Source organism: Oribacterium asaccharolyticum ACB7 (genome assembly GCF_000238075.1).
Classification (GTDB): domain Bacteria; phylum Bacillota; class Clostridia; order Lachnospirales; family Lachnospiraceae; genus Oribacterium; species Oribacterium asaccharolyticum.
Window position 1 is genome coordinate 608917 of the sequence record NZ_JH414504.1, and the last position, 22622, is coordinate 631538.

General features: G+C 39.5%; 20 protein-coding genes and 3 pseudogenes. 2 read left to right on the forward strand and 21 right to left on the reverse strand.

What is annotated here, in order from left to right; genetic code table 11:
* Positions 1–17: 17 nt before the first annotated feature.
* The 6 genes from brxC to HMPREF9624_RS12360 form a co-directional block, all read right to left on the reverse strand.
* The gene (gene brxC, locus HMPREF9624_RS02730) at positions 18–3671 is read right to left on the reverse strand and encodes a BREX system P-loop protein BrxC (protein ID WP_009536434.1); all 3654 of its coding nucleotides are present in this window, start codon (positions 3669–3671) and stop codon (positions 18–20) included.
* A 92-nt stretch (positions 3672–3763) separates the two neighbouring features.
* On the reverse strand, positions 3764–4342 hold the full coding sequence (locus tag HMPREF9624_RS02735; RefSeq protein WP_009536435.1) for a DUF1788 domain-containing protein: 579 nt from the start codon (positions 4340–4342) through the stop codon (positions 3764–3766).
* Positions 4342–4944 (reverse strand): DUF1819 family protein, encoded by a 603-nt coding sequence (locus HMPREF9624_RS02740; RefSeq protein WP_009536436.1) that lies wholly within the window; start codon positions 4942–4944, stop codon positions 4342–4344. The genes HMPREF9624_RS02735 and HMPREF9624_RS02740 overlap by 1 nt, the downstream gene beginning before the upstream one ends.
* Before the next feature lie 5 nt (positions 4945–4949).
* Positions 4950–5201 carry a helix-turn-helix domain-containing protein gene (locus HMPREF9624_RS02745; RefSeq protein ID WP_009536437.1) on the reverse strand — a complete coding sequence of 84 codons (252 nt, stop codon included), beginning with the start codon at positions 5199–5201 and terminating at the stop codon, positions 4950–4952.
* Positions 5202–5411: 210 nt separating this feature from the next.
* Positions 5412–6104, reverse strand: a complete 693-nt coding sequence (gene istA / locus HMPREF9624_RS11930; protein ID WP_009536438.1) for an IS21 family transposase — start codon at positions 6102–6104, stop codon at positions 5412–5414.
* 24 nt (positions 6105–6128) lie between these two features.
* Complete coding sequence (locus HMPREF9624_RS12360) at positions 6129–6443, reverse strand: hypothetical protein (RefSeq protein ID WP_009536439.1); 315 nt, start codon at positions 6441–6443, stop codon at positions 6129–6131.
* 512 nt (positions 6444–6955) lie between these two features.
* Between HMPREF9624_RS12360 and HMPREF9624_RS12250 the strand changes: the two are divergent.
* Positions 6956–7054: pseudogene (locus HMPREF9624_RS12250) on the forward strand (relaxase); the annotation flags it as partial.
* A 21-nt stretch (positions 7055–7075) separates the two neighbouring features.
* Here HMPREF9624_RS12250 and HMPREF9624_RS02760 read toward each other — a convergent pair.
* From HMPREF9624_RS02760 to HMPREF9624_RS02770, 3 genes are read right to left on the reverse strand one after another with little or no spacing between them, the layout of a single operon-like run.
* Positions 7076–7654, reverse strand: a complete 579-nt coding sequence (locus HMPREF9624_RS02760; protein WP_009536440.1) for a hypothetical protein — start codon at positions 7652–7654, stop codon at positions 7076–7078.
* An 11-nt stretch (positions 7655–7665) separates the two neighbouring features.
* Complete coding sequence (locus tag HMPREF9624_RS02765) at positions 7666–8643, reverse strand: caspase family protein (RefSeq protein ID WP_009536441.1); 978 nt, start codon at positions 8641–8643, stop codon at positions 7666–7668.
* A gap of 18 nt (positions 8644–8661) precedes the next feature.
* The gene (locus HMPREF9624_RS02770) at positions 8662–9039 is read right to left on the reverse strand and encodes a TIR domain-containing protein (RefSeq protein WP_009536442.1); all 378 of its coding nucleotides are present in this window, start codon (positions 9037–9039) and stop codon (positions 8662–8664) included.
* A gap of 265 nt (positions 9040–9304) precedes the next feature.
* On the opposite strand from HMPREF9624_RS02770, the pseudogene HMPREF9624_RS12255 reads away from it, so the two are divergent.
* Positions 9305–9864, forward strand: a pseudogene (locus HMPREF9624_RS12255) (IS110 family transposase); the annotation flags it as partial.
* Between the two features lie 471 nt (positions 9865–10335).
* Here HMPREF9624_RS12255 and HMPREF9624_RS02780 read toward each other — a convergent pair.
* The 12 genes and pseudogenes from HMPREF9624_RS02780 to tet(O) all read right to left on the reverse strand — a co-directional run bounded on the left by HMPREF9624_RS02780 (position 10336) and on the right by tet(O) (position 22579).
* On the reverse strand, positions 10336–12795 hold the full coding sequence (locus HMPREF9624_RS02780; RefSeq protein WP_009536445.1) for a TIR domain-containing protein: 2460 nt from the start codon (positions 12793–12795) through the stop codon (positions 10336–10338).
* Positions 12796–13418: 623 nt separating this feature from the next.
* Positions 13419–13748 (reverse strand): helix-turn-helix transcriptional regulator, encoded by a 330-nt coding sequence (locus HMPREF9624_RS11375; protein ID WP_009536446.1) that lies wholly within the window; start codon positions 13746–13748, stop codon positions 13419–13421.
* Positions 13749–14170: 422 nt separating this feature from the next.
* Positions 14171–14470: a hypothetical protein gene (locus HMPREF9624_RS02790; RefSeq protein ID WP_009536447.1), complete on the reverse strand. Its 300-nt coding sequence runs from the start codon at positions 14468–14470 to the stop codon at positions 14171–14173.
* A gap of 64 nt (positions 14471–14534) precedes the next feature.
* On the reverse strand, positions 14535–16427 hold the full coding sequence (locus tag HMPREF9624_RS02795; RefSeq protein ID WP_009536448.1) for a recombinase family protein: 1893 nt from the start codon (positions 16425–16427) through the stop codon (positions 14535–14537).
* 54 nt (positions 16428–16481) lie between these two features.
* Positions 16482–16673, reverse strand: a complete 192-nt coding sequence (locus HMPREF9624_RS02800; RefSeq protein ID WP_001820669.1) for a hypothetical protein — start codon at positions 16671–16673, stop codon at positions 16482–16484.
* 71 nt (positions 16674–16744) lie between these two features.
* Positions 16745–16975, reverse strand: coding sequence for a YdbC family protein (locus tag HMPREF9624_RS02805; RefSeq protein WP_001206986.1), 231 nt, complete (start codon positions 16973–16975; stop codon positions 16745–16747).
* 45 nt (positions 16976–17020) lie between these two features.
* Positions 17021–18202: an AAA family ATPase gene (locus HMPREF9624_RS02810; protein ID WP_009536449.1), complete on the reverse strand. Its 1182-nt coding sequence runs from the start codon at positions 18200–18202 to the stop codon at positions 17021–17023.
* Positions 18203–18356: 154 nt separating this feature from the next.
* Positions 18357–18831 (reverse strand): annotated as a pseudogene (locus HMPREF9624_RS11725) (RNA polymerase sigma factor).
* 83 nt (positions 18832–18914) lie between these two features.
* Positions 18915–19340 (reverse strand): RNA polymerase sigma factor, encoded by a 426-nt coding sequence (locus tag HMPREF9624_RS02820; RefSeq protein ID WP_000323895.1) that lies wholly within the window; start codon positions 19338–19340, stop codon positions 18915–18917.
* Between the two features lie 94 nt (positions 19341–19434).
* Positions 19435–19944 (reverse strand): sigma-70 family RNA polymerase sigma factor, encoded by a 510-nt coding sequence (locus HMPREF9624_RS02825; RefSeq protein ID WP_105116765.1) that lies wholly within the window; start codon positions 19942–19944, stop codon positions 19435–19437.
* A 490-nt stretch (positions 19945–20434) separates the two neighbouring features.
* Positions 20435–20608, reverse strand: coding sequence for a cysteine-rich KTR domain-containing protein (locus tag HMPREF9624_RS11490; protein WP_002779755.1), 174 nt, complete (start codon positions 20606–20608; stop codon positions 20435–20437).
* Between the two features lie 51 nt (positions 20609–20659).
* The gene (gene tet(O), locus HMPREF9624_RS02830; protein ID WP_000691758.1) at positions 20660–22579 is read right to left on the reverse strand and encodes a tetracycline resistance ribosomal protection protein Tet(O); all 1920 of its coding nucleotides are present in this window, start codon (positions 22577–22579) and stop codon (positions 20660–20662) included.
* Positions 22580–22622 lie beyond the last annotated feature (43 nt).

The window sequence follows — 22622 nt, forward strand, 5'->3', positions numbered from 1 at the left end:
TCTCCTTTATCTCGTAATTAGAACTCAATATTAACAATCGTATCCTCATCAAGTTGAGCTACGAGAGTCTTTCTCAGTTCTTCAATGTATCTATCTACATCCTGTGTATTTTCCAGTCTCCAAGAAGAAGTACCTGTCATCTTCTTAATAGAAACATTCTTTGTCTTGTGTACCTTAAACTGCGCTTTCTGTTCAGCGACCTTGTGAGCCACTTCCGTATCTGTCACATCAGCGCCCTGCTTTTTCGCCTCTTCTTCGATTCTACGAATCTCCTCTGCCTGTTTTCTTTCAGCAATTTGGCGATCCAACAAGTCCATCTCATTCATGAGACGAATCTTCAATGCTTCAGCTTTATCTGCAAAGCTTCTGAGAGACGATACATTGTTGCAGTGCTCTGCACCCTGGCGAATCTCAACGAACTGATTTTGATAGTGTTCCTTCTTCTGATCTGCATATTCCTTTGTATTCAAAACTTCCAACACACGCTGTCTGGACTGATCTATAGAATCCAGTACCGGTGCTTCTTCAGCTTCCAGTACCTTTGTATAAGCGTTCATGAACTGCTCACGAAGTTCCGGAAGCTGAGGAATATTCTTATAAGGCTTATCTTGTTTTACAATCCCACGCATCTTCGCAACAACTGCTTCTATATCCGCATCCACGATATAAGTTTTGCTGTCATCATAAATGGCAAGCATATCCAGAGCGCGCATAAAAATTGTCTGCTGTTCTCCATTGAAGAATGCTTTTACTGGCTCATAATCCTCTGCCAGATCAAGGAAGGATTCTCGCATCTTTGACACATAACTAAAAAACTCCAGGGCACTAGTGATCTGAACCACAGACTGCATCAATCGTTTTCCGCTATCCAAGACCTTCTTTCCCGGATAATCGTATTGCTTATAATAGACTTCCAGCTTATCCATCTCATTTACCATGTTGGATGCATATCTCTGGAAAGTCTTCATGATGGTATCTTCATCCTCTGCCGATACAGTGGTATGGAATACTTCTTTCATAACATCACGAACAGCTTTCTTATCCTTCTCACTGACACGAACGCGTTCTTCCATGAGAAGCTTTTCAACAAAGGCTTTCTTTGTGATATATCCTATAATTTCTTCTTCAGACTTATTGTTTAGATTTACAGACGCACCATTAACTGTAAATGCAAGATCTCCTCTCTTAAAGAGACGTGCAACAAGCCAGTCTATGTCATCTTCCACGAAACCGTATGGAGCCTTCATGAATCGGTCCTTAACCGACTTCATCGAGGTCTTCATATGGTTATGCGAATTCATCGCAATATAACCCTGCACATCATCCAACGCATGTGCATTTGCTTCTGTGCCACCTTCTAACTGTAGCGAAAGCTGATTGGTTGTGAGCATCATCTTTCTGATTTCTGCTTCACCCATGGCAGTATCGATATAAGACAGTTTATGATAAACCGTCTGAACCAAACGTCCGATAGCTTCATTGATTCTGGATGTGACATCCTTTGCAGCAACGCGGGCGACATCACCATTTACATAGATGGTTGCTTCCTTAAGTCCCTCTGTAAGATAAAGCTTTGCATTGGCATTGCGCTCTCTCATCTCCACACGCTTTGCTTCCTTAATAGTTTCATATTTTGCAAGCTGTGTGGAAGTATTCTTACGAAGGAAACGTTCGATTTTTAAGTACACACGCATCTCTGTCAGGAACTCGTCATCATTCGGAAGGACAAGCAATACTTCCTTTCCCTGACCCGACATCATTCGAAGTGTAGCATCATCCATTCCACCGTCATACCAAGGTGTCAGGATACGAAGTCCGATATCAAAGTTCTGATTTGATTTGTAAGGACGGTCATCGACCACCTGATTGAAGGAAAAGGAATATCTGCCATTGAATGCAGGGTAACGATACTTCTTATCGGTAAAGATATCCTCAAAGATCATCTCAGCAATCTTTGTAATAACCTCCGGCATCTCCACGTTTTCTTTTTCAATTTCATTATTGATCTCCTGTTCCTCATCTGTCAGGAAGACATAGAGATTGCCGTTCTTCTGTACCAACATCTGGCGCATCAAAACCTTAAGAGCTTCTTCTACTCTATCCTTCAGTTCGATACGGTCATCTTCAATATTTTCAATCATCAGACTGGTGATGTTATCGATATTGGATTCAATCTCAAGAACATACTTGATCATGAACAAGGTCTTTAAAACATTGATAGCAAATACATCTTCTTCCTTATTATCCGGATTAATATAGCTATTCTCATACGCCTTACTGATAACACCCTTGTGGCTGTGATCCAGAAAGTTCTCCAAAGCATCATAGAAACGATGGAACGGTACAATCACTCCCATCTCACAATTCTTTAGCTTTGCTGCAGACTCTTTGAAAAGAGCTAGCATGGAACGTTCACCTTCCGATAGATGCTTACCGGATGCTCCATGCGTACGAATCGATGTCAGAACACTCGCTAGTAAGTTAAACTGGTATGGAACAAATGGATACACTTCTGCAAAATCATTTTCGTTTGCATACAACTTCTTCTCTACGCCATCATTAAATACAATCAAATTTTTAATAATAGTAGCCTTCTGTTCATAAAGAAGACGAAGAGCCTGAGCTGCGGTTTCTGTCTTATCCAAAATTCTCTTTTTGATAACTGCATCTACGTTTGCAGATGACAAAGAAAGACGTGTATCAAAACGTCCCTGAATCTTAGAGAAGTCATTTCCCTTTACTTTTGTGATGGAGTCAATATCCTGCTGGGATGTAACAATCACCCAAGCTTTACCCATACATTCTTTTCCAAGTTCTTCTGTCACCGTCTGCAGGTTCAGCATCAACTTTGAATCATCACCAATATACTGGCCAATCTCATCTACAAGGAAAACAACATGACGATTCTTTCCCTGTCTGTCGATGTAAGCTTTTACTCTCTTTGCAAAATCTTCAATGCTGATTGTGTAAGGCGCCATTGCCTTCTCACACCAGTTTCTCGCAACTACTTCACTCATGAAGTCTATAGACACAAGTGCGTCAACTACACTGTCCTGAATAAAGTCAAAATCCTGACGAGACTCTTCCCAAGGATCACCATATTCATCTTCAAAAGCAGCTTTGAACTCATCAAATATTCCCGCTTCTGCGAGTCTTCTTTCCAAGTCAGCAACGTGAGGCATGGAACCACAGAATCCCTGCATCTCATTGAACACTTTCAGGAATACATTAACAATAGCATCCTTGTTCTGCTTTCCATTGGATTCACTCTTGGAATCGATATTAAAAAGTACGACATCTGCAGGTGTTTCTGCCGCAAGTTTCATGTCAGCAAGAACCATAGGATCAATAATCTTTTTATCATCAATAAAATAATCCAGTGCTCTCTTATCTCCGACCTGCTTGTTATCCAAAAGGTAAGATAAAATCTTTAGGAAATGAGATTTACCACTTCCAAAGAAACCGGAAATCCAGACACCCATCTTAGCTGTATTTCCATTAATTCCTTTTTTATATGAGGAGAAGAAATCAGCAAAATGCTTCTGCAATTCTCTTGTGACAACGTACTCTTCCAGCTCCTGTGCCACATTCGTTTCTTCCCCCTGACCAACAATGATGACTCCCTGAATCTCACGATCAATCTTCTTGGCAAACATATCTTTGATTTGCATTTTTCGTTCCTCCTATTTCCGCGGTAGCAACGAGCCAGATACGAATCTTGCTTTAGCATCTGGCGACTGCCGCGAGTAAAAATCTTTGATTTTTACTTCACGAGCTTAAACGCTCTGTAGTAGTTATCGTCTTTAATCTCATTAAAGAGAATCAGTTCCTGTTCGTTATATGTTCCCGGAAAGAACATGACCACCGGTGTCTTCACAAAAGCCTGATGTAAATTATTCAGTACTTTATGTGATCGTAGAATTGGATAGCACTTTCCAATTCCAGTTAAAAATACGATTGCATTATCTGGAGTATTATCTTTTATATACTGCATGATGATGCTGTCATCGTCATTAAACTTCATAGAATTACTTACCGCTTTTGTAATTCGTTCCAGTCCTTTTTTCTTCTCGAAATCAAAGCATTTCTCCATGTAATTCTTCTTTTCCAAGAAATCAATGATAATGTCATAAAGATCGAACACAACCAGTTCGAAATCATCTGAACTATTCTTATTTTTATTTTTCAGATATTTGATTCGATCACGCACTTCCATTTCTTTTTCCGGCGGATAATCAAATACCCAGTAATTTACTTCATTTGCTCTTCCACTACTTTGTCGAAACTTTGGCTTTTTAATTTCTATCTCCATCTCATCAAGTCGTGCCGCTAAGTCTGCCATTATCTCACTCCTATCAGTGCACTGACGCACGCTTCCATATCATGATCTTCAAGCCAGCGCTGCATCACCGGATCAAGAATTGGTTTCAATATTTTTCTTTCGTCCTTGCCCTTATCCGTTAGACCTGCTTCGAAAAGCATCGTCTTATAACAACGTCCCAAACGATTCAATGTTGCATCCGTCCATTTAGCAACTTTTTCGTCCTGAAGCTGTTTATCTTTGAAAAAAATGCGGATATCACTATCAGCAAAAGAATTGCTTCCAATGATCATTTTTTCTCGAACAACTTCATATACAAAATCAAAGAACAATGTGTCATACGCCATTGCCGCAACAAGAGCAAATAACTTCTGCGAAGCCACATCGCTCTCTAAAAATACCGAGCAAAAGCTTTCATCCAATGTACGAACTCTTCCTGCTACTGTGCTATAAATCTGTTCACTTCGAAGAGTTGTCGGTGCACCAAATATATTCTGTTCCTTGTTTAATTCTTTAATCTCATCTAAAGATTTCCCTTCTGCTAGGAGACTCACCACCTTGCGAAACTCCATGAACCAGAAAGACATCTTCACGGCTCCTGCGCTGTAAGATTTTCTTTCCACACCTATCACTCTCCTTTTTGTTCTTCTGTTTGATCCTTATTATCATCTGGAATAGGATCTGGGATGATTTCCAATATATCTTCTACGTTACAGTGCATGTTAACACAAATTCTTTCAATCACATCCATTGTGACATTCTCACCATTAGCTAGCTTACTTACGGTAGCAGCACTAATTCCTGTGAGCTTTCGAAAATCCTTTTTCATCATGTCTTTGTCAATTAGTATCTTAAATAATTTCTTGTAGGAAACAGCCATTGTTTTTCACCTCTCTGGCACTACATTGCGTAGTTTTCGCATCGTAAAAAATAATACTATAAAATCGCTTATAAGAGAATCGTTTTTCGATAAATAATTATGCGCTCGCGATATTTGTTTTAGTAAAGAATATTTGCTCTATCATTTGTGATAATGGTTGAATTTTTGATGGTACTTTACCATTTTTTGAAGCTTTTACACTCTTTTTCGCTACTTCGCAAGTAGAAAATCGCATAGGTAGCACCTATGCGATTTTCTACTTGTTGGGGCAATTCTCCAATCCGCCAGTTCATACGGGACAGCAGGAAGTTTGGCCAGTAATGGCAGTTCTTCGTCGCGGAAGATTTCATACCGGCTGAATTCTTCCAGTTTCTTCTTGATAGCAGCGTTTAATTCCGGTAGGGAAAAGAACTGCTCGTTCCTGAGTGCTACGGTTATCCATGTGGATATGTTGCCCACAATACCCTCAACATTGGGTTTATCCTTGGGTGAACGAATCCTTGCCGGGATGATTGCCGTATTATAATGCTCGGCCATCTCTTGGTACACAGCATTAATCCGCTGATCATTCCAGTTTTTGTTGTATATGACGACGGTCTTGCAGTTATCAGGTACTAGGATTCGCGTGACACCGCCGAAACAGTCGTACACATGTATATGTGCAGTTATCCACGAACCCTGTTTCTCGTCAAGGAATGCTTCAACATAAGGATAATGGCTGTACATAAGCACGCAGACAAAGATGAATACAGGTGTGATTTCGCCGGTATCCGGGTCAATGATTGCTGCCGAATTCCCAATCCAGTCGACCTCTATCTGCTCACCGGGCTTGTGGCTTATATGCATGGTAGTGCGACGTTTCTGTTCATCCTGTTGGATGTAATAGCAGAACTGAGAGTACATGAGAGGATTTTCACCATAAAGGCGTCATTCCTCCAGATATTCAGTCCAAAGTAGCTTCTTGTTTACACCGTTTTTGAGCAATTCCTTACGAACATACTCATAATTCGGCATGCACCTCTTAGAGGCATCAACCTGTTCCCTCCTTTCTGGGAACAGGAGTCCTTCAAGAAAAGCGTCCGTATAAGACGCTGGAAACGGCCATGAGATATCTTTCACGCTGGCGGACTTAAAGACTTTGTTAACAGTTTTCTTTGAGACACCACAGCTAAATACAATCTTCTGCTGACTCAATTTCAGATCAGGTTGTGATAGCCGGATAATCTCACGGTACTTAGTCATGATAGTGACCTCCTATAATGAATTTACGCTGTAAAAGCGCATGGATTCATTATAAGGTAGGAGATTCACGAGACGAAATGCCGGATTCCAGCTCTGGAATCACTGGTTCTGAGTTTCCGGAATGGCGGTTTCCATCATACCGGAATCGATGGTTTTCGTGACCGGACAGGCGGTGTAAAACCGTACGGAATACTCAGCATGGCTCCGCCACTCGGATTTGATGGCTCTGCGTATCGGATTCAGTGGCTCTCAAACGCCGGAATAATCAGGGCACAATATTCATCTTCTTTTAGACCACTCTACTTACAATCTTTAATAATATCAGCCCATTGCCCTGTTCGCATCCTGCTTGTAGCAAGTTTTGTGTTCATCTTGAATTCCTCCCCGAGATAGTGTGCAAAGTGGAAAAAGTTTGTAAAGTGGAAAAAGTGCATTCAACTTTTCACACTTTTCACGATTATCTTAATTTTTGTGGAGAGAAAAAAGATGACAGCTTATTTACTATTTACGTTCTAATGAAAGAGTATTCTTCTACAAAATCCATTATGAACGAGCTTTATCAAATACGAAAGAACTATGGAATTTACATAGGTAAGGAGATGGAGAGATAGATAACCATCTCCTTATTATTTTTAATGTCTTTCTAATGTAGCTCCATTTAACCAGTTCCTCAGAGATACATATCTACTACTATCGCCTTGATCTATAACCCAAAACTCATAAATATTTTTATTTCTTACCTTTTCATATTCTATGAATGGATAAAGCCCTAAATATTCGAGACCTTTAAATGTAACCGTTTCTTCCATTACTGGTAATATACATGATCTTCCATTTAGCATACCATCTGCTAATCCCAACTCCCATGGACACCATTTTGAATTAGTGATATTTCCAGTAGCGATATAAGATAAGCCTTTACAATCAGATATCCTATTTTTAATAACTTTAGCCGTTTTAGGAGATACATTATTTCTATCTAAAGTTTTATCATTTATCCAATCTACATAAACTGAATAATCTGCATTATTAAATAAATCAATTAGAGTTAATATCAGTTTTTTATCAAAAAAACTATGCGATATAAACAAGTCATATGATTCTTTTTGGGAAAAAACTGCATAATTTTCATTTAAAATCCTTGTTTCCGATGCATTACTAATATCTCTTTTTACAGATTCTCTGCTTAAAAATTCATTTGTTAAAATCATATATATATCCCCTAAAATCTTTTATCTTTTGACAATTTCCAATAATGCAATCCTAAAGGAGTCAACCTACATGACTTACTATTCATTGCTGCAAAATACATATGTTCCTCATCGACTGGTTCAATCAAACCAACACTCTCATATAGTTGTAGTTCTTTAAACTTAGTAATATTTACATCTTTTGCATATGGTTCTTTAATTTCAATTTGATACTCCGGATTATTAGTAAATTCAAAAGATGGATCTAAAGGATATTCACTATCAGGATTTTGAAAATAATCACTTAACTTCCTTAAAACTTCAATAGGAACTTTAGGTTTTATTTTTCTAATTGGAAGAAATCTGGATATATTTGTTTTAAAAAGAGGTCGTTGTTCCCATGCTCCCAACGATTGATCAACAAACGAATATAAACTTGCTGGTGTGATATTTCCGCCAACATCAGCGGCTCCACCCAACAATCCCTGAATTAACAATTCAGTAAATACTCCATGGCCAGTAATTCCATCTTCTACAGCGTATTGATCTCTACTACTGGCAGTCATAATTGTCACACCTTCGCCTAATACTGTTTCATTTGATGAAATGACTCCCAACTCTCCAAATTTGCCAGAAAAACAGCAATCCAATATAACAACTTTGTTTTTACTTTTTGACTGTTTTAATAAAGCCAAGATATCCAACATTGATACTCCCATATCTCTGACTTTAAAATCAGGTGTAACTATCTTCCCCGTAACTTCATCTGTTCCATGACCTGAAAAGTAAAACAATGAGATATCAGAATCACCTTCACAAAAAAGAGCATTTAGCAGATCCAAAAGTTCATCCTTTGTCTGTATATTTGGAGCAAACTTAACTTCAAAATTCGGAGAGCCATCTCCGTTTGTTTCAAGTAAGTTTTTTATTTCTTCCGCATCATTTACACATCCATTTAAAGGGCAACCCGGATAATCATCAATACCAACAACAAGTGCTTTTCTACTCATCCTAAAACCTCTCTTTCGTTATATATTATCAATCCACTTTGAAATATTTGGCCATGTCCAGTCCATCAGTCTAATATATCCGCATTCACTTGGAATGGTAACTCCAGAGTGACTATCATTTCCGTATATTCCAACTATTGGAATATTTTCATCTTTTGCACACTTCATTTCCCAAATTTGTCCATCTGCATTTTTTGTGTTCTTTGTGACTATTGATATCACACCATCACAGCCTTTTATTCTTGTCCTACAATTTGTTTTCCACTGTGAATCCCATGGTTTTTTAACTGACATATCCACAAATTCAAAGGGGCTATTTTCATTTTTCGCTTGTCCTTTTAATAAATCTCTTAACCGTTCATCTTCAATTGCAAAGCTAATAAAAATTCTTTTCATATTTATTCGACCTCCTTGTACTATTAAGTTGTAGCTGTTCTTTACCTGTTCTTGGTAATCAGCTACTATTGTTATCTGATGCTGTGGATTGGTTCCTATCTCCTACCGCGCGACGGTTTTTGTAAGGCTCCAACCACAGCATCTTTGTTACATTGTTAATCAGTTAGATACCGCATGAAGGTTTATGTAGAACGAGGATACAATCAGCAAAGAGCCCTGTGGGTCGATAACAGCATCAAACACTTATTACAGGAGGATTTACTAAATGATTTACGTTGGAATTGATGTTGCTAAGGATAAGCATGACTGTTGTATACTTGGCCCAGATACCGAAGAACTTTTCCAAGTCTTTACGATACGGAACAATAGCGATGGCTATGGAGAATTATTCCACAAGATTGAGTCAGTCTCAAGGGACAAATCTCAAATAAAATAGGGCTCGAGGCTACCGGTCACTATTCCTACAACATTCTGGGATCACTTCTTGACCATGGCTACCACACCTTTGTCATCAATCCATTACATACAAATCTTTACAGAAAAAGTCAAAGCCTTAGAAAGACGAAAATGGATAAAGTTGATGCCCGCTCCATTGCTGAAATGCTTGTGACTGATAAGACACTCAAGCCCTATACAGATACATCCTACCACAGCGAGGAGCTGAAGTCATTAACTCGTTATCGTTTTGAGCTTGTCAAAGAACGTGCGAAACTGAAAACTTCAGTATCTAGGCTTGTAAACATCCTGTTCCCGGAACTTGAGTCTCTTGTTCCGACTCTGCACATGAACTCGGTATACCGTCTTCTTCTAGAACTGCCAAGAGCATATTTTATGAATGTATACATAAATTGAAAAACTTTCCTTATGAACGTCCATTCCTACATAAATTGTGTTATGATTCATCTGATGACTCCCCCTTTGTATGCGATAATTCCTGTTTTTGTTTTGCAGCTACATTGTATAATTAAATCTACGAAGTTTATAAAGTGGAGGTTATCATAAATAGTCTAGCATTTATCTTAAAGATACCCATTTTTAAGCCATTTAGTTTACAAAAAATATTCTACATTCTCTTAAAATAGATATTTACCTCTATTTGGGACTATTTACCAAGAAATTCACCCTATTTCAACACAATTACCCGAAATTCTCAAATCGTTATTTTCTACACTTTAGAACTTCTAGTACGAATTAATTATATGCTTTTTAATTATTTCGTACTGTCCATGAACTACTCCCTCCAGCTATACTTATTCATACACACATACCACTATCACAGATAATTTTCAATGCTTTTTAAGGCTTTAATATTGCATCTACCTTTTTTGATAATACACTTGAGTTTAAACGTATGTTATTATCTTGTAGGCTATTTAACAGTGTGTCTACACTTGTTTTATCCCCCTCGTATGCAGCTAACAAAATTTGAAATCTAATCTTTGCACGCTCTTTTACATAAGTATCTCGCATGTCTGTTGACTCAAGCATTCCTATAGTTTTTTTCATTTCGCCAATATCATGAGCTTTTTCACATATATCGAATCTATCTTGGATTGCGTAAATTTTGTGATTACTCTCCGTTATTGCTGTATCTATTAGCGCCAATGCCATATCAATATCTCTTTCACAATACATAGAAACCAATGCTTTGCATCTAGAATATAATTCTTTTCCCAAATCAGTTAACGACTTAGACATGCTTAAAAGTATTTCGTCTATCATATCTTTACTATCTGAATTGCTTCCGCTTTTTAATATACACAATAAGTATGCATGCGCATGATATATATTTTTTCTATCATTCGTATAATTTTCTCTTGCTAGTATAATCGCCTCATCATACTGCTCAAGATTAATCAGTAATTGCACCTTTTCCCTTTTTGCTTTTGAAAAATTCTTTCTTAATTTAAGACTCTGCTCTATTTTTTCAAGAGCTTTTTCATACTGTCCCTGTCTTCGATAATAAAATCCTAGAAGAAAATGATGATCTGCTCCATCTATTTCTTGCACTTCTTTCAAAAATCTTTTATCTCGTTTTTGTGCTAATGACATGCATAAAAAGAACCTGATTTCAAATACAAGTTTATCTTCAATATTTTTGCAGCCTTTTAAGATTGTATCGGCAAATTCTATTACTCTCGCATAATCCCTATCTTTTTCATACAACTCAACCATCGTTTTTAAATACTGTGACGGAAGCATATACGCACTATTATACACTCCCCGCTTAACCTGCTCTTTAATTTTAAATAGATAATCAGGCATATCCAGCTCAGCATATTCATATTTATCTAAAAAGTTAGTAATGTAGTAATTTAAAGCTTTTTTATACTTTACTCCCAATTTATAGCCTGCTCTTGTAATATATTCATGCACTGCATATGCAATTTTAATATATTCCCTGTTCACTCCATAAAACTCAATAATACCATCGACATATAGCTTATTTATTATATTTGAAACAAAATCATCATCCTTTACTATACTTTGAATTGTTCGGTATGTAACCATATCCAGCTCCACTAAGAGCGTAATAAATTCCTTATATTCTTCATTATCTTCATACGGTTTCATTAATTGAAGTATTATTTCAGAATCATAGTTCTTTATTTCAGAGGCATAATCATATGTTTTTTCTGCACCATATTGTTGTATGAGAGAAGCAGCAAACTTAACCTGTGTAGGAAATCCATTCATTAAATTTACATAATTCTTAAAATCTTCTCTATTTAAACTCACTCCTTTTTGTTCAAGAAACTTTTGCAAAAGACCTGCAGATTCTGTTTTATCCATTGGCGATATCTTAATTATATACAATTCATCACAAGTTACGGGTAATTTTATGTTGAATTTTGATGCCACACCAAGTACAGTCCTTGTCTTTTTTTGCATCTTTTTAAGTGCTTCAATAAACCATTCGCAAACAATTCCTTCGTGCGTTACAATACACCCCTTATCCTCAATCAGGACAACTTCTTTATTATCAGATATAGAATCTAAGATTTTTGACAATGCTTCTATTTTCTCATCTATAGATTGATTCATAAAATTTGAAATATCAATTTCATCGCTAAATCCTAAATCTCTTAAAAGTACAATAAGGTTTTCAATACCATCATACATTCCAACATTAATTTTTGATGGGCACGTTTGTCCATCTATGATATTGGCCTTTGCAAAACAATGCTTAAGAAAGCTTTTCCGGCCAATTTGAATTATGCCCGAAGCAAAATATGCAACTACCGTATCTTTGTCATAATCATACTTCCGTTCTTCAAAATCTTGAATCTGAGTATTTCTTCCAACAAAAACTTCATCTCTGTAAACCATTTCCGGTGTCTGTTCCCAAGTAATCTCAATTAATCTTTTTCTAATTAACTGAACAGCTTTGGACGGTTTAGATATATACCTTAAATTATATTCCTTAAGCCAATCTGGAATTTCTTCATCCTTACAATCTAAATTTACATCAATTACTATTGGATAAATACGTTTTATGATATGGCTTTCTCTAGCTAAGAATAATTCCTTTTGAACCCATTCCGAATTCAATGAAGCTCTAGACAAGAAAATCACAAACAAATCAGTTTTATTCAAACTTTTTTTGATTTCTTCTAGTGTTTTTATTCCCGCTTCGGATGTATGCTCATCATAATGAATACTATGCTCATCGAATTCTTTTTCCAATTTTTCTGCAACAATTCTTACATATCGCTCTTTATCTTTGCTGCTATGCGATAAAAAAATGTTAGCCATCAGTTATTCCTCCCATATACTATATTGTCCGCCTTACACTACCATATTTAATATAATCTGTTCTATAGCCTTTCAACCGCCCATCTGTATATTAAAATCCATAAATATCTTAATAACACGTCACAAATCCGTGAAAGGAGATAATGGGAGTATAGAGAACTTTCATCATGCTATTATGAAAGATAAACTCGGCAATCTGATTCAAAAAGTTATCTATCGACTATCAAGGCAGGTACTCTCCGGATATTCTAAAATAACATCTTAGCTACATCCATATCAAAACCAAAAGACTTCATACTTCCTTTTTTATCGTAAATACTTAGCGAAAAGAACCTTTTAATACCTCTATATCTTTCTAAAACAGAATAGTCTAGGACTTAGGATTCTTAATTACCTCATTATCCTGATCCTCACAGATATAGTATTCCTGTCTTTAGTTTATAATTCTATAGATAATATATTTAATTTATTTAATAATTTTATTCCATCTCGATAATTACCATATCTAATTTGTTTCTCTTTTCCTATATCAGTATTTCTTTAGCTCCTATTTATAGTTGTTTTTATACCCATTTTTGGTAGTTTTTGAATTATTTAGTATCATATCAGTATCAAGAGTGATACTATAATTTTTTTAGAAGCGAGCCATTTTCAATCGTTTCAAATACATTGATTGTACTCTCATCTTCATTTGAACACAATATAGTTGAAAGAATTGGTAATAATTCCGGCTTGTCTTTTACGCAATTATCAATTACTGCACAAACAGCAATATATTGAATTGAGCTCATCTTATTCTTTTGCGTTTCAAGATTATTTATCGTTTGCCTTGTCAACCCAATTAAATCTCCGAATTCCTGCACACCAAATCCTAACACTTGTCTTATTTGTTTTAAGGACGCTTGCATTGCATCAACCATCCTTTGTCTTAATTGATAATAGAAATCTATCATTCTTACACCACCTTTCTTGCAATTAGAATATCATGCTTTTTATGTCAATATTTTTTACACAAGTAAAATGAATAATGTTATTTTCAACAGAGTTGTATAAACTATCTATTATAATTTGTTTTTTTCTATCGAAATCCCTATAATTCCCCTCCCACTCCATTCTTGAATGTGACGATCATGTTTTTGTCCTTATCTATAATGATATAGACGTCCATGCTGCCCCACATCCCAGCATCGAATTCTGTGATAGACTCTCCGTATTTTTGAGGATGTCAATGAAAATGCCCAGCTTTTTACAATGAGCCCACTTTTTCTCAATATCTTCCACTATGCATCGTACCCTGATTTGACCCTTTTGTATCGTTCCTCCAAGTCATCATAACATTTCGGATAATCCTCTTAATCTATACGATTCTCACATTCTACACAACACAGCCTTGGATCACTTCCACCACACTTTTCATCTCGCTACGAAGTTTGTCGTGTTCTTCCTTAAAGGTTATGACATCAATAACTGTCTGCTGTATAAGCTGAATGTTTTCTATGATTTCATCTTTCTCGGTAATGAGGATATTCATTACCGAGATAAAAACAACGGTGATTTCTTCTTCCGTAACATGAGGAGTTTCACATTTTATGTTCTCATCAAATTTATAGTCGAAGTTGTAAATGCTCCTGCGGTACTTGTCATTGAAGTACCACAGGAAAAAATCATAAATCACGCCCTCATACCTTGTAAATCATCTCACGAAACTTCGCCAAAAAGCAAATGCACATGACAAATTTTCATTCACCATGTGCATTACCCCTATCGTTCCATATCAAGTCGGTCATTTTTTGCGGACAGTTCATACATGCTATCCTTTTCTGTTCTCTGCTCCTGCGTTTGCTCTCGTTTGATTTCTCCCTCCGTATCTTCTTGGCACAAGCAGGACAATACCTTGATGCACCAGAGCCCGGGACATATTCAACGCCGCACACCGTACAATTTTTAGCGGGCATTGCTGCCCACCGTTTTGTAGGTATGATATGTAATTCATCGACAAAGCCGATGAATTTATAGTAAATCTTGATTTCCTGCTTCACTGTTCCGTCTGCCATCTTCTCACGCTCCGAAACAAGTATCTTGTCTATGAGTGCGTTTATAACTGTTGCATCCAGTTCTTTTAAGCCTTGATAATTTCGGATAAGGGCGAGGAAGTCACGGATTCCCCGTGATTTCTCGTAGCTTTCATTAAGAGTTTCCGTCACCTCTTTCAGCCTTGCTTCAATTTCAAGCTGCTCTTTCTGGTATTTCCCCGACATCATCTCAAAATTCCGCTCGGTAATACGCTCCATGACCTTATCCTCGTAGAGAGAGGAAAACAGCCTGTCCAGTTCCGCAAGGCGTTTGTTCAGCTTCTTACGTTCTTTCTCTAATGCTTTCGCCCTGCTCTGGTCTGTTTCCGTGAGCCGCTTTTCTATGGCCCTGACCGCCTTTTCATCATTCACTGCCATATCCGCAAAACAGTTGATGTCGGCAAGAACGGCATTGAATAAATCCCTTGCTTCTATATTGTGGGCACTACACTCGCTTCTTCCGTTTCTTGCATAATTATTACATGAATACTGTACACAGTCGATAATCTCTGGGCGTTTCCTCCTGTGTACGTTCATTGCCCGCAGAGCACATCCGCAGTCCACACACTTGATAACGCCTGCAAAAATATTTACAAATCCTCCCTTGTTCTGTGGAAGCCTACGACTTGTAATAAGCTGTTGGACAATATCAAATTCCTCCTGCGTGACTATTCCCTCATGGGTATTGGGTATCACTTCCCATTCTTCGGGCAGCTTAGAGGGGCGTTTCTTGCTTTTCATATTGGCGGCAATCCGTTTGTAGCCTACAAGATTTCCCGCATATATCGGGCTTCTTAAAATGCTCCTCACGCTGTTCCCACTCCAAATATAGCGTTTGTCCTCGTTCCCCTCAAAATGACGTTCAAAGCCTGTTTCGCCACGCTCCGCCGCATAAGCGGCAGGGCGTAGGATATGCTGTTTATTAAGATGTCTGCAAATTTTGGCAACTCCATTCCCTTTTAATGCAAGGTCGAATATCTCTTTTACAACATGTGCCACTTTATCATCTATCAGCAGATGGTTGTGGTCGGCAGGGTCTTTGATATAGCCATAAGGGGCGGTAGTTCCCATGAATTTCCCCTGTTGAAACCTCGCCCGATATGCCGATTTTATCTTAACAGATATGTCAGCGGCATACATTTCGTTTAAAATGTTGCGGAAAGGCGTGATGTCCATAGCAGATTTATTCAAGGTATCTACGCCGTCATTGACCGCTATATACCTCACGTTATGCTCTGGGAAGAAAACTTCCAGATATAACCCACAATCAAGATAGTTTCTCCCCAGACGGGATAAATCTTTCGTAATCACGCAGTTTATCAGACCGCTTTCAATGTCTTTTATCATATTCTGGAAACTTGGTCTTTGGAAATTTGTACCAGAATAACCATCGTCCACATACGTTTTTGCTATGTGCCATCCCTGCTTTTTCACATAATCCGTGAGGATGGATTTCTGTGTCGCAATGCTCGCACTCTCGTTATCCGTACCATCGTCTTTAGATAAGCGGCAATAAATGCCGACTAAATAGATTTTCTTTTCTTCTTTGATTCCTGCCATACTGTAAAACCTCCGTATCTGTCCTATCTGTTTTCATGTCCCATTGCATACATTCTAAGCGGACAGCCCCTCATTGTCGAAGGTGTCGCCCTCGGCAATCTTCTTCCGAATATCCTCGGAGATAATCGGGACAAACGCTTCTGTAACGGTCTGTGTGCCGACATATTCACGGCTGATTATCATCTGCACTGGTGCTTTTGGCACGATACGCTTTCTCTTTTTATCTGCTTTCTTATCCTCGCCCATACTTAAATCTTCCTTTCCAGACAGGGCAGGGAAGAGTTTGGAAATGTCCCCGCCCTGCCAATCAGATACCATTAATCCTCGCTGTTTAATTCTTTCTGTAATGCTTTAAGGAGTGCCGCCGCTTCATCAGCGTTCAGCGTGATTCCCTTGCCGCACTTTTCACGGTTCGGGGAAAAGCTGCGGATGTCATACTTCGGCTCTTTCCCATTCCATGAAATGAGATTGATTTCCTTTGTGTAGCCACTGTCGCCCGTAGACAATACTGCGATTTCCTTTACGATTTCATACTGGATTTCTCTCATTCTCCATACCTCAACTCTCTGTATTTACTTCCCGAAAAAAGAAGATTAGCGGCTGTCACGGTTGCGTTTCCTCTGCAACTCACGCTCCAAAAGTTTGATGATGGTTTCCTCCATCTGCTTCGGCGTTGTGTTCTTCGGAAAGTATTTTTTCAGCTTGCTTGTGTTGATTTTCAAGGTTTCTTTCTGGTTGCCCTTTTCCTCCGTCATAATCGCAAATATCGTATCCATGTCAAGCCGCCCGCTCTGGCTTAACTGTTTCATCCGCTGTGCCTGTGAGAGTGAGGGCGTTGCTTCTTCGCTCTCCATCGTGGCAAAGAGGTTTTCCTGCTCGTCTTTCTTCAAGAAGGACAGTTCCACCGCAGGCGTGAGGGCGATTTTCCCCTCGTCCACCATCTGCAAAATCGGCGGTATCAGTTCCGTTGCCGTGCCTATCCATTCTTCCTTATCCCTCATAAAATCCACCAACCGAAAAAGGACATCTGGTATCGTTTCTTTCGCAAGCTGCTCCTGCGTTTTCCGCTCCACAAGCTCCCAACGGCAATCACGGAAACGCAGCGTGTATTCCTGATAAGGCGTGTCCCTGCCCGTCACATACAGCTTGGCGGTGTCAGACGCACGTTTCTCCTTTTCCAGAACAAAGGTAGCGTCCGCACTCCCCGTTAATCCTGTCGTCCCAGACACCTTGTTGAACACGTCGCTGTCATTCTGCTTTCGGATGTGGTGTACGACAATGACCGCCAGAGAGTGCCTGTCGGCAAAGTCTTTGATGAGGGAGATGTCCCCATAGTCGCTTGCATAGGCATTGTCTTTTGAAGCTGTACGGACTTTCTGCAAGGTATCAATGACAATGAGCCTGCTGTCTGGGTAATCTTTCAGATAATCTTCAAGCTGCACGATAAGACCGTCTGACAGCTTGCAGCTTGCCACGGCAAAGTGGAGCCGCCCGCTTGCTTCGTCCGTCAAACGAAATAACCTGTCCTGTATGCGGCAGAACGTGTCCTCAAGGCAGAGGTAAAGCACATCGCCCTCCATTGTCGGCATATCCCATAAAGGGATTCCCTGCGACACGCATAAGCATAGCTTCAGCATGAGCCAGCTTTTGCCTATCTTCTGTGAGCCGCAGAACAGCGATAAGCCTGTCGGGATAAGGCTGTCCACCACAAAGGATGGTTTCTCAAGCGGTTCATAAAGGAGCGTTTCGGCGTTGACTGTCTGTAACTTCTGCATGGCTTTCCTCCTTTCGGGCGGTGTCTTTGTTTTCGTTGCACATAGGCGTTGACCTCCTTAAAAATAGATTTACTCCCACGGAAAAAAGTGAGAGTATGTAATGCCGCCAATCCCACACAAATAAAAAACAGATTTCTTTTTCGGGCGGTGTCGGTCACGGTTGGAGATATTTCTTCAATTTCCGCCTTTACTTTCTCCTTTGCAATCGCAACAGATTTCTGTATTGCCGAAGCGGTGCAATGCTCCATAGCGGCGATTTGGTAAAAATTGAACTCATACTCGTAGTAGAGCAGGAAACGCCGCCTTTGTATCTCTGGAAGGCTCCCAACCGCCTTATAGAGCGTTTCATTCCGTTCTTCCTCAACCATGCGTTCATCAAGGCTCTTAGGCACACGCAACGCCCGTCTGTAAAGGGTTTCGTCCCATACCTCGTTAAACTCCCTGTGCCGCTCGTCCCATTAGAAAAGATTCCTGTTCCTGCGCTCCATCTGCCGAAACTCCATAAAGAACTGTTCCGACACTTCCAACTCGTGGGATTTGCCCTGCCCGTCCTTAAAGCTGATAAAATACCTTGTGCCGCTTTCCGTGGATTCCTCCCGAAGCGTGTATGCCTTAACCCTGTATGCCATCCTGTTGTCCTCCTGCAAAAAATGAGTGAGGGGATTTCCATCCCTCACCCAGTAGCCCGCAGGATGGCAGGCTGTTTTAGAAGCTATAAAATTTTCCGCAGCTTCTTCCGCAGATGGTCTAACCTCGCATAGATGGCACCAGTCGTCAAATGCACAAGCGGGGCAATCTCCTTTGTGGAATACCCCTGCATTTTCAGCAGGACGATTTTCAAGGTACGCCCGTCCACCGTGACTAATACTTGATAGAGATTTTCGCTCTCAATCTCTTCCAGTAACTCCGCAACCGTACCCACTTCCGCCTGCCGCTCCCTGCCTGCCATGTCCTCAAGATATTCCGCAACGTCATTCGTCCATCGGTAAAACCGCCTGTTGGAATTGAAGTCTGCCCTGTCCGCCATGCGTATCTGCTCAATGGTCGCTTCATCAACGCCGCACTCACGCAGCAGCTTTTCCTCCGCTTCTTTCCAGATACGCCATTTCCTGTCCTCCCGTCCGTGGTTGTATGCCATTCTTACTTCCTCCAATCAGAATTGATTGAGAGGGCAGAGAAAAGCCCCCTCATCTTCCCAAAGGAAAAAACAAGGGGGCTGAACGCCTTAAATTTTAATTTTCTATTATCTTTCTTAGTTTTATTAGGATTCTGGCTTTGCGTTTGTTTACAACGCTCTGGGTTATGCCCAACCTCGCCCCGACTTCACGCTCGGAAAGTCCGTCAAAAAAGATTGCCTGTATCAGCTCCTGTTCACTATCCGACAGCAAAGGCAGGGCGGCTTTCAGCCTGTCCACCATGACCGCATTGACAACGGTTTCTGCAATGTCCACCGCTTCATCAGTGATAAAGTCCAGAGGATTCCCCTCGCTGTCCGTAAATCCGTCGAGAGATAGCAGTCTATTCTTTGTATCTAATTTTTGCAGATAACGCCACCGTTCCTTGTCACGGTAGAAGTCTGTGTATTGCTCCCTCACGACTTCAAGCAGACAGCCTTGAATGGGGATAAACAGCTTGTCCATATAGGTCTGGTCGGATTCCCTGCAACGGCAGAACTCCGTGTAGGATAATTCCACATAGCCGCCACTTTCTCTGATATATACCTTTCTTGGTGCATATTTCACCATAAATACCTCCCATCTGAATTTTTGAAATGTAAAAAATCCAGATGGAGAGGCGGAGAACGACACCGCATATCAGAAACAGCCCTACGGCACTTTCCAACAAAAATCGACAAAAGAAAAACCGCAAAGGCTCTGTGACCTTTACGGTTATAGGAAATAGTAATTCTATTGTATGGAGATTGTACTTCTACTTTCAAGGTGAGAAGTACCGTTGCACTGGCAGAAATTTTTTTAACTGGTTTCCTGCCGTTCTCTGATATGCTATGTATTGATAAATTTTGCTTCGTATGAGCAGATAGATAACTGCCCGAAAAAAGGACATAAAAAAATCCCTCCAAATTTAAAAACAAATTCAGAGGGTAATTTAGGGTATAACAAAATAACCCACCCGAATATCGTTTTTTTTATTTGGTGAGTTTGTTCTTTCAAATACGAAACAAAAAGAGCCGATGATTCGTGAATTGTTCCACAATTTCATCGGCTCTGCGTCTTAAGCGTCTGGCTCTTTGATGACAGTTATCTTCAAGTTGTCAACTTTAATCAATCTTTCTTGTCTGCATTTTGGACAATAAAGGGGATAATTCTCCAAAACAGTGTCCTTCCTAATTTTATTACGGGTTTTGCTCCCACAAACAGGACACAATATCCATTCGCATTTCATCATAATTAGTCTCTAATCCTTTCAAATCTCATTTTATATGACTTTTGCAAGCTGTTAAGCTAACTTGTGGAACATATGCCGAACCTTATCTATACGGCTATTCGGGCGGCGGGGTTGGCAAATAAATTTACCAATAGCTGGCTGGTATCCTTTTAACTCTGTCAAGCAGACTCCCTGCCCATTTGTGAAATAAGTTAAATCGTTCCTGTATTCTTGAATACATCTAGCAGGGATTTCTCCTTTCAGAATGACCTCGTCATTCTTTATCTGAGTACTTACAATATCTGCACAATACCTTGGAGCATCATGATACGCCCGTGAGAGATATTCCTGCGGTGCATAAATTTCAAAGTGGAGATATGGCTCTAATAGTTCTGTCCCTGCTTTTTTTAAAGCCTGCTCCAATACGATAGGGGAAAGCAGCCGAAAGTCTGCGGGGGTACTTACAGGACTATAATACAATCCATATTCAAAACAGATTTTACAGTCTGTCACTTTCCATCCATACAGCCCCTGCTCGCAGCCATAAAGAACCCCCTCCATAACCGCATTTTGGAACGATTGATTTAAATATCCAAGTGAAACTCTGCTTTCATACTGCACTCCGCTTCCAATAGGGAGCGGCTCTATGGACAACCCGACAGAAGCCCAGAAAGGATTTGGCGGGACTTCTATGTGGATGGTATATTCTGCTTTTCTAAGCGGTCTTTCCATATATATAACAGTAGGCTCTTTTATTTCTGCCTCCACATGATATTTTTCCTCAAGGATGGCACAAATGACTTCCATCTGCACATTCCCCAAAAAAGAAAGTATAATCTCATGCGTTGTAGTATCCACATAATATTTTAAAAGAGGGTCGCCATCTGAAATTTCTGTAAGTGCCCCAAGCAATATTTCCCGCTGTTCAGATTTCTTTACTGCAATCGTTGTTTGGAGCATAGGGAGAGGATTTTCAATAAATTTTCTCTGCGGCAACAGTATTTCGTTCCCCAAAATACTGTTTAGCTGCAAAACATCATTTGGTAAAATTACAATATCACCAGAGCAGGCTGTATCGGATGAATATAATTCACCGTTTGTCGGAACACACATCTCTGTGATTTTTATTTTCTCTTTTTCAGATATTCTAATAACATCCCTCAAATGCAATGTTCCGCTATATATACGCACATAAACAAAACGCCGCCTTTTCTCTGAATATTCAATCTTAAAAACCTGCCCGCATAGTTCAGATTGACCTTCAGGCGTTGATGAATAAAATTTACTGGCAATTACTTCTATAAGCTGCCGAATCCCCAGATTGTTTTTAGCGCTTCCGTGATAAACGGGAAATAACGTTCCGTTTTGGAATCTCCTGTTTTCTTCCTGTTCCAGTTCTGACATTTTAAACGGTTTCCCTGACATATATTTCTCTAATAGTTCATCGTTTCCCATAATTACCGCATCCCACTGTTCCATATCGTCATTGTCCGTTACATTTATATGGGGATGCTGCCCAACCTTTTGCTTCACTATAATTTCCGAAGAAAGCTTTGCTTTCATTTCCCGATATACCATTGGCAAATCAATCCCCTCTTGGTCAATTTTATTGATGAAAAAAATTGTCGGAATCTTCATTATCTGTAGTGCATGAAACAGTATACGGGTCTGTGCCTGTATGCCATCCTTTGCAGAAACTAATAATACTGCTCCGTCTAATACGGATAAAGAACGGTATACTTCCGCCAAAAAATCCATATGGCCTGGCGTATCTATAATGTTGACTTTTACATCCTCCCACTGAAAAGATGTCACTGCTGTCTGGATAGTGATTCCCCTTTGACGCTCCAAATTCATTGTATCTGTCCTTGTTGTGCCTTCATCTACGCTCCCTAGTTCTGCAATTGCACCACTGGTATACAATAAACTTTCCGTTAATGTTGTCTTTCCTGCGTCAACGTGAGCCAGAATGCCTAAGTTAATTATTTTCATGTGATTTTCCTCCTATCAACACCCAAAAAAGGGCATAAAAATA